Genomic DNA, 14,739 nt, shown 5'->3' on the forward strand with positions numbered 1-14,739 from the left:
TCGACCGAAAATCTTTTCCTCTGTTCTTGAAAGAATGTGAGTTTCGTTTTAACTTCGGGACACCAAAGCAGCAGTTAAAAACTTTGCGGCTTTGGTGTGGTGTTTAGGGCTAATCTACTTCAGCCCCTATTTTTAATACAAAGCGGCAACGCGCTAGTAAAAGTTAAGTTGAATGGCTATAAGGCGGTTGCGCCTGTTTATTGCCGAGAGTCGTATCATGAAAACCGTTCTGCAGTTGTTGAAACACCCTGATATTAAGTTTGAATCTTTTTCAGACGGCCTGCCGGTGAAAAATCCGGCCACGGGCGATACCATCGCCTATGTGCGTATGACCACGCCGCAAATGTTGGACGAACTGATTGCCAAAGCACATGCCGCGCAAAAAGAGTGGGCGGCGAAAACCGCGTTGGAGCGTGCCGATGTTTTGTGGAATTGGTATCGTTTGGTCAAAGCCAACAAGGAAAGTTTGGCGCGCATCATGACGATGGAGCAGGGCAAAAGCCTTACCGAATCGTTGGGCGAAATCGACTACGCCGCCGGTTTTATCCGCTGGTTTGCCGAAGAAGCGCGTCGGGTGGATGGCGATATTCTCACGAGCGTCAAGCAAAGCCAAAAGCTGATGGTGATTAAACAGCCGGTGGGTGTTGCGGCGGCCATCACTCCGTGGAATTTCCCCGCTGCCATGATCACGCGCAAGGCCGCACCGGCATTGGCTGCGGGGTGTGCAATGATTGTGAAATCCGCCAGCCAAACGCCTTTGAGCGCTTATGCGCAGGCATTATTGGCTTATGAGGCAGGCGTGCCCGAAGCATTGTTTGCAGTGGTTAACGGCAAAGCGGCAGAGCTTAGCGCGGTTTTTGCCCGAAATCCGGTGGTAAGAAAAATCAGTTTTACAGGTTCGACCGAAACCGGTATGAAAATTTACCGCCAAAGTGCCGACCATATCAAAAAACTCAGTTTGGAACTGGGCGGCAATGCACCTTTGATAGTGTTTGACGATGCCGATTTGGATAAAGCCGTGCAAGGGGTTTTGCTCAGCAAATTCCGCAACAGCGGGCAAACTTGCGTATGCAGTAACCGCATTTACGCACAATCAGGCGTGTATGACGAACTCTGCCGCCGGGTTGCCCGCGAAGCAGGCCGTCTGAAACTGGGCAACGGCTTGGATGACGGCGTTCAGCAGGGGCCGTTGATTGACGAGCAAGCGGTGGCCAAAGTGGAAGAACATATCCGCGATGCGCTGGAGAAGGGCGCGGAATGTTTAACTGGCGGTAAGCGCAGCAGTTTGGGCGGTACGTTTTTCGAGCCTACTGTGTTGGCCGGAGTAACGGCTCAAATGACAGTGGCCGGCGAAGAAACTTTCGGGCCGTTATGCCCCATATTTAAGTTTGAAACCGAAGAAGAGGCGGTTAAGCAGGCAAACGACACGGAATCCGGTTTGGCTGCTTACCTGTTTACCCAAGATACAGCGCGGCAATGGCGGGTATCGGAAGCATTGGAATACGGCATGGTCGGCATTAACACCGGCATGATCAGCAATGAAGTTGCGCCATTTGGCGGCATCAAAATGAGCGGCTTGGGCAGGGAAGGAAGCAAGTATGGGATGGGTGAATATTTGGAATTGAAATATTTGTGTTTGGATCTGAGTTGATATGGCATCTGTACTGTCTGCGACTTGCTGTCTTGTATTAAATGATTGACTACATTGGAATATTACGGATGCGTGTTTTCAATGCTTTGAAAACACGCATCAATTAAAAAAGCACACTTTAATTCGCTTAAAGTGTGCTTTTTTATCACTCAGATTGATCGGGTCAGTTAAAACTTACCGCCTGATTCGTTCACCATATAAGTTACGGCAGCTTTAACCTCATCGTCGCTCAAGTTGGTGTTGCCGCCTTTGGCAGGCATCAGGCTGCCGCTCGGGCCGGTGTAGCCTTCGATGGCACTTTTGAACAATGCGTCTTTACCTTTTTTGATGCGCGGAGCCCATTCGTCGTTTTTGGTAATGCGCGGTGCATTGGGAATGGCAGAAGTGGCACCGTGGCAGGCTACGCAAGTGGTATCAAAAATACTTTTGCCGTCAATCGAAGTGGCTGGAGAAGCGGCAGCAGCAGTTTCACCGGATGCGGCAGCTTCGGATGCAGCTGCACCTACGGCAGGCGCTTCAAAATTACCGCCGGATTGGTTGGTCATGTAAGCGATAACGCGTTTGAGTTCGTCGTCGGTCAAATCGGCTTGACCGCCTTTGGCAGGCATGGCATTGAAGCCGTTGAGTGCGTTGTTAAACAGGGTTTCAAAACCTTTGGCAATGCGCGGTGCCCATTCGCCGTTATTGGTGATGCGCGGTGCGTTGGGAACGTTGCCGTCTGCAGCATGGCACTGAATGCAGACTTTGTTGAAAATCTGTTCGCCGGTGCGTTCGCCGATCGGCGTGCCGTCGCCCATAGCCAAGCTGCCGGCAGGCATGATGCGGGTTTCTGTGGCGGATGTGGTGGTTTCTTCTACGTTGCTGAAATAGTTGCTGTTTGCCAGTTTAACCAGAAAAAACAGTACTGCAAGCAGGATAACGATACCGCCCACAAGGGTGGTTAATGCAGAACCTCGGGCTTTGTGATTGCTCAGTTGATTCATTTGGTATGGCCTCGCCGTTTTGGTAGGTTGTGACGAAATTAAGTTGTAATTCTAGGGGTTGTGTTAATTCGAGTTAACAATATTTTGCTGGATTATACTGAATTCACGCCGTCTTTCCAATCTTTAAGTTGAATCCGCCGCAAAAAATGCCGTTAAATTAACAGCGGAGCGGGCGGTTTGCCGCAAGCTGCGCCATGATCGGGTATCTGTTCGGAGCTGCGGTAAATAATTTTGCCAAACGGGATGTTTTACGCTAACCTTACGCCTTTTCGCACCCATAGCTCAGTTGGAAGAGCGTCAGTTTCCGAAGCTGGAGGTCACAGGTTCGATCCCTGTTGGGTGCGCCAGAATAACCGCAAACCCTGCAATCCAAACGAGCTTTATTGCTATGGCTCGAAAAGAGGCGGGGTTTGTTTGTATTTCTTAGCGCTGTTTGATATTTAAGGCCGTCTGAAAAGCATGTTTTCAGACGGCCTTTGTGTTTACGTCCGTTTAATCTGAGTATTGTAGTCGGATGTTGTTTTAATTTATTTTGATGAAAATCAAATAGTAAAGGCTTTATGAAAATTTTGTGCAGGCAGATGAAAGTTTTTGTCTTGATTGGATTGGGGAGTTTGGGGTATTGTGCAAACTCTTTTTTACTTTGATGAACGCTCAAGCGTCTGATTCAATTGATTGGGCAGCTTGGTTGTCGCCGTTTTTCTGTGGTGCGCGTACCCTAAATCGCTGCTTACAGAAAATGCATTACAGGTGCTGTGGCGAAGCCGGTTGCTCCTATTGGTTTACACGCAGAAAATAGAGGCAGACATGCAATTATCAGGTGCACAAATACTCGTGCAGAGTCTTAAAGCCGAGGGCGTGGAATACGTTTTCGGTTATCCGGGCGGCGCAGTTCTCGAAATCTACGATGCGCTTTTCCAACTCAATAAATTCAAACATATTTTGGTACGCCACGAACAGGCGGCGGTGCATGCCGCAGACGCTTATTCGCGCACCAGCGGTAAAGTCGGCGTGGCGTTGGTTACTTCCGGGCCGGGAGCAACCAATGCGCTAACCGGTATCGCCACCGCGTATTCCGATTCCATTCCCATGGTGGTTATTACCGGTCAGGTGGGTACGCCCGCAATCGGCACGGATGCGTTTCAGGAGGTGGATACGGTAGGTATTACCCGTCCCTGCGTGAAGCATAACTTTTTGGTTACCGACATCAACGAGCTGGCAACGACCATCAAAAAAGCCTTTCAGATTGCTTCAACCGGCCGACCCGGCCCGGTGGTGGTGGATATCCCCAAAGACGTAACGCAGGCGATGGCGAAATTCAGCTATCCGCAAGAAGATATTTTTATCAGGTCTTACCAACCGGTTACGCAAGGGCACACCGGTCAAATCAAAAAAGCCGTACAGATGTTTGCTTCGGCCAAACGGCCGTTGGTGTATTTCGGCGGCGGCGTGGTATTGGGCAACGCGCATCAGGAATTGATTGATTTCGTGCGTTTAACCGGAGCGCCCTGCACCGGCACTTTAATGGGCTTGGGTGCGTTCCCTTCCAGCGACCGTCAGTATTTGGGTATGCTGGGTATGCACGGCACTTACGAAGCCAACTTGGCTATGCAGAATGCCGATGTGGTGTTGGCCGTAGGTGCGCGTTTTGACGACCGTGTGGTTTCGGTACCTGCTAAATTTTTAGAAAAACCTAAGAAAATTATCCATATCGACATTGATCCTTCCAGTATCGCCAAGCGCGTTAAAGTTGACGTGCCGATTGTGGGTGATGTGAAAAACGTATTGTCGGAAATGTCGTGCCTGTGGCAAAAGCAGGAACTGCTTGTGACGCCTGCCGCTTTGGAGAAATGGTGGCACAACATCGAATCATGGCGCAGCCGTGATTGCTTATGGGTGGATTACGACAGCGAAATTATCAAACCGCAATATGTGGTGAAAAAGCTGGCCGAAGTAACCAACAATTCAGCCATCATCACTTCCGACGTAGGGCAGCACCAAATGTTCGCCGCTCAATACTACCCGTTTGAGCGGCCGCGCCAATGGCTCAATTCAGGCGGCCTCGGCACGATGGGCGTAGGTTTGCCTTATGCAATGGGTGCGAAACTTGCCGCTCCCGACCAAGATGTGTTCTGTATTACCGGCGAAGGCTCGATTCAGATGAACATCCAAGAGCTTTCAACCTGTTTCCAATACCGCATACCGATTAATGTAGTAACGCTCAACAACGGTTATTTGGGTATGGTGCGCCAATGGCAGGAGCTGTATTACAGCAACCGCGAATCGGAAACTTACTTTGATTCACTGCCCGATTTTGTGAAATTGGCCGAAGCCTACGGGCATATCGGTATCCGAGTGGACAAAAAATCAGATGTAGAGGGTGCGCTGCTTGAAGCTTTGAATCAGAAAGACCGTTTGGTTTTCTTGGATTTCATTACCGACAAAAAGCAAAATGTGTTCCCGATGGTAGGCAACGGCAAAGGTTTGGACGAAATGGTGCTGCCGCCTCATATGCGCGAAACCCCGATGGATTCGGACGTGAACGACGTTAAAGACCGTGATTACGACACAAGGAGCGTGCCATAATGCGACATATATTATCTATCCTGATGGAAAACGAATCAGGCGCGATGAGCCGCGTGGTAGGCTTGTTCTCCGCTCGCGATTACAATATTGATTCTTTAGCCGTTGCGGCAACCGAAGATAAAACCCTTTCGCGCATGACCATTGTTACTCATGGCGACGATACCGTGTTGGAGCAAATCACCAAACAACTCAACAAACTGGTTGAAGTGGTGAAGGTGGTCGATTTGAATGAAAGCCGGTTTGTCGAGCGCGAACTGATGCTGGTTAAGCTGCGTGCCGTTGGAAAAGACCGCGACGAGTTTCTGCGCCTGACCGAAATCTACCGCGGCAGCGTCGTTGACGTAACCGATAAAACCTACACCATCGAAATTACCGGTTCCAGCGATAAACTGGATTCGTTTTTGGAAACCGTAGGCCGTAGCCAGATTTTGGAAACCGTGCGCACCGGTGCGGCAGGTATCGGCCGCGGCGAACGGATATTGAGAATCTGACCTTTTCAGACGGCCTCTTCACTATATAGATAGTTTGATGGAGCTTTCTAGAGGCCGTCTGAAAAATATCTATAAGGAAAAACGCCATGCCTAACGTAAAAATTGCCGCAACGATTGTTGTGAAACCCGAATACCGCCAAGAGCTGTTTGATGAGTTCCTGCAATTAGTCTCCGCCAGCCGCAGAGAAGCAGGCAATATACGTTACGATTTACACCAAGATTTGGAAAACCCCGACAGAGTAGTGTTTTTTGAAATCTGGAAATCACAGGCAGCAGTTGACGAACATGCCGCCTCGGCACATTTTCAAGCCTTTCTCAAGGCAATCGAGGGCAAAACTCAAAGTGTGGAAATCATATCCATGCGAGATCTTTCCGAAAATGCACCACAATAAGCCCGCCCAACCCAATATTATTTACTAAATGAACAAAGGAAAAAACATGCAAGTTTTTTATGATAAAGATGCAGACCTGTCATTGATCAAAGGTAAAACCGTAGCCATCATCGGTTATGGTTCGCAAGGCCATGCCCACGCGGCTAACTTAAAAGATTCCGGCGTAAACGTAGTGATCGGTTTGCGCCAAGGCGGTTCTTGGAATAAAGCCGTAGCCGCCGGTCACGACGTACGCTCGGTAGCGGAAGCCACCAAAGCTGCAGATGTGGTAATGATTCTGTTGCCTGACGAAACCGCTCCTGCCGTTTACAACGCCGAAGTCCACGATAATTTGAAAGACGGTGCCGTTTTGGCATTCGCACACGGCTTCAATGTTCATTACAACCAAATTGTTCCTGCAAAAAATGTCGACGTTATCATGGTTGCGCCTAAAGGCCCCGGCCACACCGTACGCAGCGAATACCTCAAAGGCGGCGGTGTGCCTACCCTGATTGCCGTTTACCAAGACAACTCAGGTAAAGCACGCGATATCGCCTTGTCTTACGCGGCAGCCAACGGCGGCACCAAAGGCGGTGTGATTGAAACCAACTTCCGCGAAGAAACCGAAACCGACTTGTTCGGCGAGCAAGCCGTATTGTGCGGCGGCGCAGTGGAATTGGTGAAATGCGGTTTTGAAACATTGGTAGAAGCCGGCTATGCCCCCGAAATGGCTTATTTCGAATGCTTGCACGAGCTGAAACTGATTGTGGATTTGATGTATGAAGGCGGTATTGCCAACATGAACTACTCCATTTCCAACAATGCCGAATACGGCGAATATGTTACCGGCCCCGAAGTGGTTACTCCGGCCACTAAAGAAGCCATGAAAAAGGCACTGTACCGCATCCAAAGCGGCGAATACGCAAAAATGTTTATTCAGGAAGGTGCCACCAACTATGCCAGCATGACTGCCCGCCGCCGTTTGAATGCAGATCACCAAATCGAAAAAGTGGGCGCACAACTCCGCAGCATGATGCCTTGGATTTCCAAAAACAAACTGGTTGATTTAGACAAAAACTAAATGTTCGACTTTCGTGAAATGCGCTCTCTGCAGCTAGCGATTCTGCCCGTTTCAGTAAGCGGATAAAAGAGTGTATGGAGCATCTGCCGGCCGAGACCTTATGTTTATATAAGGTCTCGGTTTTTTTCGGGAATAAAGAAAGCAGGCAATCATCTGTTTTAAAAAGAAAGTAAGTATGCCCCGATTTAGCGGAATATATATTCAATCACCTTAACTGTTACTACGGTGTTATTGCGTCCTGATCGGCATCCATATTCGGTGTTCGCAAAATTTTATACCGTTTGTCTTAAAATAATGCCGACTGTATCATTTTGTTAACAGAATCGCTTTTATATTTGTTATTGATTTTAATATGAAAATTATATTTTCAGCCGGAGTTTTGATGCGGTGGGTTGAAATGATGTTGCAACAACAAACGAGTGGTTAATATGTTAATTGTCTATATCTATAATTTGGCATTTTTAAATTTATATTAAAATCAAGTATTTATTATTTTTATTTGTTATATATACCGAATATCCGGTATTTTTTTATGCTTTTTGATAGATATTTTCTAACGAAATTATTTTTACAGTTAAAAATAATAACTAGAGAAAATACGTTTGTCTTGATAATATGCCGTTTATCGAAATAAACCAATTATCTTAAATTTGTTCCGTTTATTTGTTCGGGAACCATTTTTAAAGGGGCAAACATCATGACCATCATTGCTATCGACCTTCAACCCCAATGCCGTTTTTCTTGCTTTGCGGCTAACGACCAACAATGTGTTCACCAACCGGAAAACATTGTACCGGAGTTGAACCGTCAGGCCCGTTTTGCCCACAAGCGTTTATTAGTTGAAAACATTTCTGCTGCGAAAAAGACCTTATGCGCCAGCTTGTGCAGCGGTGGGGCAGGTCAAGTGCATAACACATTTACGTTCAGCCGAGAAAGCCAGTTTGCTATCCGTGTTGAATCTTGCCGCGGAACACATTTGCTCAAAGGCTTGCCCAGCCCGGCGGATTATGATCATGCCGTAGAAGTGGAGGGCGACGAGTCTTTCAGTGCCTGCTTTCATGATGCCAAAGAAAGCCGCAGCACCGGTTTAATCGAATGGCTGCATGCGCAAAATGCCCAAACTGTGATTATCGGCGGTTTGGCGATGGAACAGGCGGTTTTGGAAACTGCCTCTCATTTGGCTTGGTATAACGACAACTGGCATATTATTGTGAATTTGGCGGCATGCAGCGGTTATACACCTGAAGATACCTTGAAAGCAGTATATGCTTTGCGCCAAGCAGGTATTACGGTAGTGGCTTCTTCGGAAGAATTGGAAGCGGCAATTGCTGCCGGCCCCACCCGTTTGATGGAAAAAGTATCTTAAGCTGAAAGATTAAATCAGTCTGGGTTTAGGCAGGCTGCTTCTGCGTGATGGCGTAAAGCCGTATATGAGTAGAGTACGGTGACGGTAGGGCGGGAGCAGTATTGCAAGAATCTCGGGCTGTTTTATGTTTTGATTGATTTCCTTTAGTTTAACTCTCCAGAATCTCTTTGCAGACACTCCCATCTGTAAGAGCACTTCAAAGGCCGTCGTTTTTTTCAGACGGCCTCTTTTTTATATCGCAAATAAACTTATTGTTGATACAAGGCAACGAGCGACCTGACAATATGTGTATAGCCAATCAACTTAATTTCTGCTACGGCGTTGCTGCTCAGTAGCGGAAATTAAGTTGATTGGCTATATGCGTGTGGCAGGTAAACTCTGCTGAGACCTTTGCAAAATCCCCATCTGCATTTCTGTACGCGTTACGACGCGTTGAATTGCATCTGCATCAGGGGATTTGTAAAGGTTGCAGCCTGTTTATTGCTGTTGCTGGGCAGCGCGAACCGCGTTTTGATCAGGGTTGATCAAGATTTCTACACGGCGGTTCTTGGCTCTTCCTTCAAGGGTGTCGTTGCCTGCAACGGGTTGGCGCGAGCCGTAACCGATGGTGCTGAGTCGCGAAGCTGCCACACCGCGGCGGTTCAGGTAATCGGCTACCGATTGGGCGCGGCGTTGCGACAGCGGCTCGTTGATGGCATCGGAACCGGTGTTGTCGGTATGGCCGGCTATGGTTAAAGTGGTGTCGTGATATTGAACGAGCGTTTCGGCCGCTTTATTCAAGGCGTCCATGGCATTGCCGCTCAATGCCGCACTATTGGTAGCAAAGGTTACGCTTTCGGGCATGATCAATTTGATTTGATTGCCTTGGCGTTCGATTTCTACGTTGGTATTGGCTAAGCTTTCACGCAGTTTTTTCTCTTGGTAGTCCATATAGCCGCCAACGCCCGCACCTACTGCGCCGCACGCCAAAGCCGAGTTGCGTGCGCCTTTGCCGCCGTGGGTAAGTGCGCCGACGATGCCGCAGGCTGCTGCGCTGCCTAAGCCGTACATAGCGGTTTTGCTCATTTTTTGTTGGCCGGTTACGGGGTCGGTTACGCAGCCTGAAAGCATTAATGCGGAAGTGGCTGCCAATACGGTTAAGGGTTTCAACAGGTTCATAGGTTTTCCTTTCGATTCTGTACTAATGATTTATTCAGGTTTTCGGCCTGTTTTGTTGAGACATGTTTCTGCGTTTACTATATAGAACATTATCCATGCTAAACAGTTTGCTTAACGTTATATTACAAAGCTGGCCGCTTGCTTACTGTTCAGACGGCCTGATGCCGTCTGAACGGGTATAAACCGTGTCTTTTATGATACACGGAGAAGTAGCAGGTGCTTATTGCCGGTTGTGCTTTCTTTGGCCGTATTTCTGCAAACGCTGTATCAGCCTGAGCTTGATTCTCAGTTTGACATCGTATCCGACCGAACCGAATCCCAACACGAACAGTATTGCCGATACGGGTAAGGCGAAGTGATGGCCTACCGTGTGGTAGCCCCATGCGCCGATCAGGCCGCCGGCAAAAAAGGCTGTTAACAGGCCGGTAAAGAGTTTGGCTTTGGGTTTGTTAACGTGCACGTTGGGCAGTTTGGGGTTGTTGCTGCGGCTGTAATAGAGCATTTTGGAAATTTCTATGCCTAAATCGGTTGCCGTGCCGGTCATGTGGGTGGAACGGATGGCACCGCCGGAAAGTATGGTAACGACGGTATTGTGCATACCCATGATGAAACACAATAAAAACATGGCCAATGATGGCATTTCTGCAATGTCCCATTCGAGCGCGGTAACGCCCAAAACGCCGAAAAGCAGCATATAGATTCCTTCCAGCCACATCGAAAAACCGAATCCGCCGCGAAACCTCCGCCTTTTCGCCCATAAAACCACCCAACTCGAGTGAGCTGCGCCGAGAATAAAGCACACCAGCCCGAGCATGGCAATCAATACCGCTTTCCATTCGCCTAAATAAGCCATATCGGCTGCGTGCGACATTTCTCCGGTAACGTGGGAAGTGTAGCGTACAACCGCAAAAAAGCCCCCGGCGTTAATGGCTCCCGCTAACAGCGCCATCAGATAACCGAGTATGCGGAAGCGCACATCGCTGATATTGTGTTCGTGCAGATAAGGTTTGTCGGCTTGCCAAAACGGCTGCGTGTTTTTTGTGCGGCGGCGTTTGATGCGGTAGGAATCGGGGGCTTTGTTGTCCATGTGGCAGATAGAATACGGATGTTATGGAGATGCCTTTGCGTAATGGTTATCGGAATATGCGGGAGTGGCCGGCAAAATAAAATTCGGCAAAAGCATCGTAATCAGCGGTGTGTGTCTGCTTTTATTGTAACGTGCCGTCTGAAAAAAGAAAGTTCAAATCATGCCGCTTTATCGGTAAAACCGTTTTAGATATCGAACGAAGCGGTTTTTCCGCCTTTACATTTTGCCGCAGCACCGATTGGCGGACGCTTTACGGCTCTTTTCTAACCCGTAAAAACGTAGCGAAGCGCGGCGTGCCTTTTTGCGTGAATCCGCTGTAACGGTAGGTGATTGTGCTGCCGATGGCAGGCGGGTTGGCGCGGTCGGCATCTTTCAAACCGCTGCCGATGCGGAATTCGCCGTGGCGGTTGGTACAGCCCAAGGCACCGACCATGCCGGCATATTTGCCTTTGCCCTCGTAGTGGCGGGTAACGGTACATTCGTCGTCGTGCCGGCTTTTTAGTTTGAGCAGGTAGTTGCTGCGTCCGCTTTGATAAGGCATGTCGGGATGGCGCAACATCACGCCTTCACCGCCGGCCGCTTCGATTTGCTTTAAAAATGCGTGGGCGTGGGCATTGTTTCGAACCGGTGTTTGAGGAATGATTTTGACAGGTGCTTGAGGGTGTTGTTTCAGCCAGTTTTCCAATACTGCCAAGCGCCGGTAGAGATTGCCTTGTGCTTGCGGCACGTCGAACACATGCAGTTTGATGTGCTGCCAGCTGCCCGAGCTTGAACGCACGGCGGCAGATATGCGTTCGAATTGCCCTCTTTGGCTGAACAGCTCGCCGTCTAGGGGGAAGGGCGGGAAATGGGCGGTGTAGCCGGCGGGCGGAGTAAACGCATAACCTTGACGGCTGACAAGCTGTTTGCCGTTCCAATAGGCGCGTACACCGTCTAATTTTTCACTCATGGCCCAACCGCTAACATTTTGGCCGGTATATTCTTTTGCCAGCAGCAACTCCGAAGCGGCCGCTGCGGTGGTTTGCGTGATAAACAAGGCGCAAGAGAGTATGATGCGTTTCATTTTGTTTGATCCCCTGTAATGCTGTTTCATTCGTGTATTTGGTTGCGAAAGATACTATTACAGGTCGTCTGAAAAATAAAGGAATTGATTGATGACTTTACAATGCGAAATCATTGCGATAACACCGTTCCGTCAAAACTGTACCTTGATTTGGGATGACGAAACCCGTGAGGCCGTTTTAACCGATGTGGGCGGCGATGTGCCGTTTCTGCTGCAGGAAATCGAAAAGCACAATTTGAATTTGACCCAGATTTGGCTGACGCACGGCCATTTGGATCATGTGGGCGGAGTGGTGGAACTGCGCTCGCATCTCGATGTGCCGGTATGGGGGCCGCATTCGGAAGATTTGTTTTTGCTTGAAGAATTGCCGCGCATTACGGCTGAATACGGCTTCCCCGTGTCGCCGTCGTTCACGCCTACGCGCTGGTTGCAGGAAGGCGATACTTTGAAGGTGGGCAAATATGTATTTGACGTACTGCATGCGCCCGGCCATACCCCGGGTCATGTTGTGTTTTATTGTAAAGATGCGGAATTATTGATAGCAGGGGATGTCTTGTTTTATGAAAGTATCGGCAGAACGGATTTTCCGCGCGGAAATCACGCCGATTTGATCCGTAATATCACAAGCAAGCTGCTGGTATTGCCCGAAACGACACAAGTGATCAGCGGGCATGGCAGAACAACCACGATAGGCCATGAAAAACGCCATAATCCGTTTTTGCGGGCGTGATGGCTTTGTTAAGAAATGAAAAACTCAAAAAATGCCGATGAAATTTATTTAACGTGCTTCGGCATTTTGTTTTATTTTCTCCGGGTTGCGCGATATTGCCGATACGTTAAGTTTAAGTGTCAGAAAAAACGTGCTGCGGAAGCATAAACACAAATTATGAGCCGTGCCGTATTTTTGGTGCTTATTTTCGACACCTCTCACAACAAGGAGAAAGAAGTATGTCTTTTGATTTGGGCAATTTATTGCAAAGCCAACTGGGCGGCGTGTTGAGCCGTTTTCTTACCCAATCGGGCGAAAGTGCCGAAAACAGCACCAAAGCAGTCCGTCTCGCCCTTCCTGCGGTAGTAGCCGGTATGCTGAAACACATCAGCAACCAGCCGGACAACGCAGCCAATTTATACGAAACCGTTAGCGGTGCTTCGGGCAATCTCTTGACCAATGCCGTGGGCCGCGCGGAAGAGGGCGGTTCCGGCTTTAACGATTTGCTGGTATGGGGTAAAACCCAACTGCCTCATTTCTTGGGAGGAAACGCAGCCGATGTATCCGACCAGATCTCCCAAGAAAGCGGCGTGTCAAAATCGGCCGCGGGTTCTTTGATAGCCTTGGCTCTGCCTTTGGTATTGTCGGTTTTGCGCAATAAAATGAAAACCGAAAATCTCGACCGCGATCAAATGCTGGGCTTGTTCAGCTCGCAACGCGATTGGTTGTCGGGTTCGCTCAGCAACGGCATGTTGTCGGCCTTGGGTATCGGTAGTTTGAGCGGCCTGTTCGGCAGCCTTTCCGGTTTGTTCGGTACTACCGCGCGCACCGCGGCTACCGGAGCTTCTGCCGCCGCTGCTCCCGTCGCATCAACTGCTGCGGCAAAAGGTTCGGGATTGGGCAAATGGATTGCTTTGGTGCTTGCCGCACTGTTGGCCTTGTTTGCTTTCAAGAGCTGCGACCGCAAAGCAGGCGATACCACGCCGGTTGCCGCATCGGGTGAAGCGGTTTCTGATGTGGGAGCGGTTGTCGAGCCTATGGATGCGTCCGGCGTGTCTGCCCCCGTTATGCCGTCTGAACCTTCTGTGATTGCCACGCCGGTTGCCAGTGAAGCGGCAGCATCCGCGGCTTCTCAAATCGTTGTCGATGCCGTCAAACCCGATGATGCACACGTGCTTTATCAAGACGGCGTAGCCAAATTCTATTTTGCTACTGCCAAAGCCGATGTAGCCGAAGGTGCGGAAGTGATGGCGGCTGATCTGATTGCCGCAGGTAAAGAAGGCAAAAAACTGATTATCAGCGGTTTTGCCGACAGCACCGGTAATGCCGCCGCCAATGCTGAATTATCGAAAAAACGCGCCAACGCCGTGAAAGCGTTCTTTGAAGCACAAGGCGTAAACCCCGCGAACATCGAATTGCGCAAACCTGAAAACACCACCGGCGCCATCGGTAACGATGCCGAAGGCCGCCGTGTAGAAGTAAGGGTGGAAGGCTAACGGTAATGTGATTGCCGATTAGGAAAGGCCGTCTGAACATGATTCAGACGGCCTTTTAAGTATGGCTGCAAGCTACTGTTTATTTAGTGCTGTTGCAAGAAGTTTGGGTGACGTTGCCGTAGCGGTCGGAGAAAGACAAGATGGCTTCGCCGCCTTTTTGGTGCCATTCGGTTTTTTTGTCGCGTGATACGTAACGCTCGCCCGAACCGGATACTACGCTTTCAAGAGTGGCGTTATAACGCTCGTCTTGCAGGCCGTATTCAACAGCAACGCGGTCGCCGTTGATTCGGTTTACGTTAACGGTAAAGCCGTTTTGGCAGCTGAATTTGGCAGCTGAACCGTGTGTATGGTGGCTGTGGTCATGGCCGTGGCTGTGGTCGTGACGGTGGCCGTGGTCGTGATGTCGGGGAGCATCAGAAGCACATGCAGCCAAAATCAGAGCAGCAGCGGCAGGAGCAAGCATTTTTACAAATTTCATCAAACATTCCTTTCCAGTAAAATCATCTTTATAAATAGAGCCGCCCGAAGGCAGGCTGCGGATATACTACTGCCGTTTGGCCGAAACATTGTCTGCACGGCCTAAACATTGTAACGTTTAACTTTCATTTACCGGCCTTTTCACAGTCTGTTGCACTTTTCAGACAACGCAAAGCCTTATAAAATGAAACAATTTTGCAAGCCTGAAAACAGGCCGTCT

Annotated in this window: 13 protein-coding genes, 1 tRNA gene and 1 pseudogene; 10 read left to right on the top strand and 5 right to left on the bottom strand. The window is 49.3% G+C overall.

Features of this window, described 5'->3' with window-relative positions; translation table 11 throughout:
* Window positions 1-107 (top strand): annotated as a pseudogene (locus AKG43_RS12805) (IS1595 family transposase); the annotation flags it as partial.
* A gap of 110 nt (window positions 108-217) precedes the next feature.
* A complete protein-coding gene (locus AKG43_RS08775; RefSeq protein ID WP_054600197.1) occupies window positions 218-1,651 on the top strand; it encodes an NAD-dependent succinate-semialdehyde dehydrogenase in 1,434 nt (477 codons plus the stop codon).
* A 167-nt stretch (window positions 1,652-1,818) separates the two neighbouring features.
* On the opposite strand, the gene AKG43_RS08780 is transcribed toward AKG43_RS08775, so the two are convergent.
* A complete protein-coding gene (locus AKG43_RS08780) occupies window positions 1,819-2,634 on the bottom strand; it encodes a cytochrome c5 family protein (RefSeq protein WP_054600198.1) in 816 nt (271 codons plus the stop codon).
* Window positions 2,635-2,905: 271 nt separating this feature from the next.
* Here AKG43_RS08780 and AKG43_RS08785 point away from each other — a divergent pair.
* The 6 genes from AKG43_RS08785 to AKG43_RS08810 all read left to right on the top strand — a co-directional run bounded on the left by AKG43_RS08785 (window position 2,906) and on the right by AKG43_RS08810 (window position 8,529).
* A tRNA-Arg gene (locus AKG43_RS08785) sits at window positions 2,906-2,981 on the top strand.
* A 460-nt stretch (window positions 2,982-3,441) separates the two neighbouring features.
* Entirely contained in the window at window positions 3,442-5,220 is a 1,779-nt protein-coding gene (ilvB, locus tag AKG43_RS08790) for a biosynthetic-type acetolactate synthase large subunit (RefSeq protein WP_054600199.1), read from the top strand.
* Window positions 5,220-5,711: an acetolactate synthase small subunit gene (gene ilvN / locus AKG43_RS08795; RefSeq protein WP_054600200.1), complete on the top strand. Its 492-nt coding sequence runs from the start codon at window positions 5,220-5,222 to the stop codon at window positions 5,709-5,711. The genes ilvB and ilvN overlap by 1 nt, the downstream gene beginning before the upstream one ends.
* Window positions 5,712-5,797: 86 nt before the next feature.
* On the top strand, window positions 5,798-6,103 hold the full coding sequence (locus tag AKG43_RS08800; protein WP_054600201.1) for a putative quinol monooxygenase: 306 nt from the start codon (window positions 5,798-5,800) through the stop codon (window positions 6,101-6,103).
* A gap of 46 nt (window positions 6,104-6,149) precedes the next feature.
* Window positions 6,150-7,163 carry a ketol-acid reductoisomerase gene (ilvC, locus tag AKG43_RS08805; protein WP_054600202.1) on the top strand — a complete coding sequence of 338 codons (1,014 nt, stop codon included), beginning with the start codon at window positions 6,150-6,152 and terminating at the stop codon, window positions 7,161-7,163.
* Window positions 7,164-7,860: 697 nt separating this feature from the next.
* Window positions 7,861-8,529 (top strand): isochorismatase family protein, encoded by a 669-nt coding sequence (locus tag AKG43_RS08810; protein ID WP_054600203.1) that lies wholly within the window; start codon window positions 7,861-7,863, stop codon window positions 8,527-8,529.
* Window positions 8,530-9,006: 477 nt separating this feature from the next.
* Here AKG43_RS08810 and AKG43_RS08815 read toward each other — a convergent pair whose 3' ends face one another.
* The 3 genes from AKG43_RS08815 to AKG43_RS08825 form a co-directional block, all read right to left on the bottom strand.
* A complete protein-coding gene (locus AKG43_RS08815; RefSeq protein ID WP_054600204.1) occupies window positions 9,007-9,687 on the bottom strand; it encodes an OmpA family protein in 681 nt (226 codons plus the stop codon).
* 220 nt (window positions 9,688-9,907) lie between these two features.
* The gene (locus tag AKG43_RS08820) at window positions 9,908-10,774 is read right to left on the bottom strand and encodes a YoaK family protein (RefSeq protein ID WP_054600205.1); all 867 of its coding nucleotides are present in this window, start codon (window positions 10,772-10,774) and stop codon (window positions 9,908-9,910) included.
* A 250-nt stretch (window positions 10,775-11,024) separates the two neighbouring features.
* Window positions 11,025-11,837, bottom strand: a complete 813-nt coding sequence (locus AKG43_RS08825; protein WP_054600206.1) for a DNA ligase — start codon at window positions 11,835-11,837, stop codon at window positions 11,025-11,027.
* A 91-nt stretch (window positions 11,838-11,928) separates the two neighbouring features.
* On the opposite strand from AKG43_RS08825, the gene AKG43_RS08830 reads away from it, so the two are divergent.
* Window positions 11,929-12,567 carry an MBL fold metallo-hydrolase gene (locus tag AKG43_RS08830; protein ID WP_054600207.1) on the top strand — a complete coding sequence of 213 codons (639 nt, stop codon included), beginning with the start codon at window positions 11,929-11,931 and terminating at the stop codon, window positions 12,565-12,567.
* A gap of 218 nt (window positions 12,568-12,785) precedes the next feature.
* A complete protein-coding gene (locus AKG43_RS08835) occupies window positions 12,786-14,042 on the top strand; it encodes an OmpA family protein (protein WP_054600208.1) in 1,257 nt (418 codons plus the stop codon).
* 79 nt (window positions 14,043-14,121) lie between these two features.
* Here AKG43_RS08835 and AKG43_RS08840 read toward each other — a convergent pair whose 3' ends face one another.
* Window positions 14,122-14,520, bottom strand: a complete 399-nt coding sequence (locus AKG43_RS08840; protein WP_054600209.1) for an MliC family protein — start codon at window positions 14,518-14,520, stop codon at window positions 14,122-14,124.
* Window positions 14,521-14,739 lie beyond the last annotated feature (219 nt).

The organism is Neisseria sp. 74A18 (assembly GCF_001308005.1).
In the GTDB taxonomy this organism is placed as follows: Bacteria; Pseudomonadota; Gammaproteobacteria; order Burkholderiales; family Neisseriaceae; genus Neisseria; species Neisseria dumasiana.

Coding starts and splice junctions, on each gene's coding strand:
- AKG43_RS08775 (WP_054600197.1), top strand. CDS start 218: ATGAAAACCGTTCTGCAGTTGTTGAAACACCCTGATATTAAGTTTGAA.
- AKG43_RS08780 (WP_054600198.1), bottom strand. CDS start 2,634: ATGAATCAACTGAGCAATCACAAAGCCCGAGGTTCTGCATTAACCACC.
- ilvB (WP_054600199.1), top strand. CDS start 3,442: ATGCAATTATCAGGTGCACAAATACTCGTGCAGAGTCTTAAAGCCGAG.
- ilvN (WP_054600200.1), top strand. CDS start 5,220: ATGCGACATATATTATCTATCCTGATGGAAAACGAATCAGGCGCGATG.
- AKG43_RS08800 (WP_054600201.1), top strand. CDS start 5,798: ATGCCTAACGTAAAAATTGCCGCAACGATTGTTGTGAAACCCGAATAC.
- ilvC (WP_054600202.1), top strand. CDS start 6,150: ATGCAAGTTTTTTATGATAAAGATGCAGACCTGTCATTGATCAAAGGT.
- AKG43_RS08810 (WP_054600203.1), top strand. CDS start 7,861: ATGACCATCATTGCTATCGACCTTCAACCCCAATGCCGTTTTTCTTGC.
- AKG43_RS08815 (WP_054600204.1), bottom strand. CDS start 9,687: ATGAACCTGTTGAAACCCTTAACCGTATTGGCAGCCACTTCCGCATTA.
- AKG43_RS08820 (WP_054600205.1), bottom strand. CDS start 10,774: ATGGACAACAAAGCCCCCGATTCCTACCGCATCAAACGCCGCCGCACA.
- AKG43_RS08825 (WP_054600206.1), bottom strand. CDS start 11,837: ATGAAACGCATCATACTCTCTTGCGCCTTGTTTATCACGCAAACCACC.
- AKG43_RS08830 (WP_054600207.1), top strand. CDS start 11,929: ATGACTTTACAATGCGAAATCATTGCGATAACACCGTTCCGTCAAAAC.
- AKG43_RS08835 (WP_054600208.1), top strand. CDS start 12,786: ATGTCTTTTGATTTGGGCAATTTATTGCAAAGCCAACTGGGCGGCGTG.
- AKG43_RS08840 (WP_054600209.1), bottom strand. CDS start 14,520: ATGAAATTTGTAAAAATGCTTGCTCCTGCCGCTGCTGCTCTGATTTTG.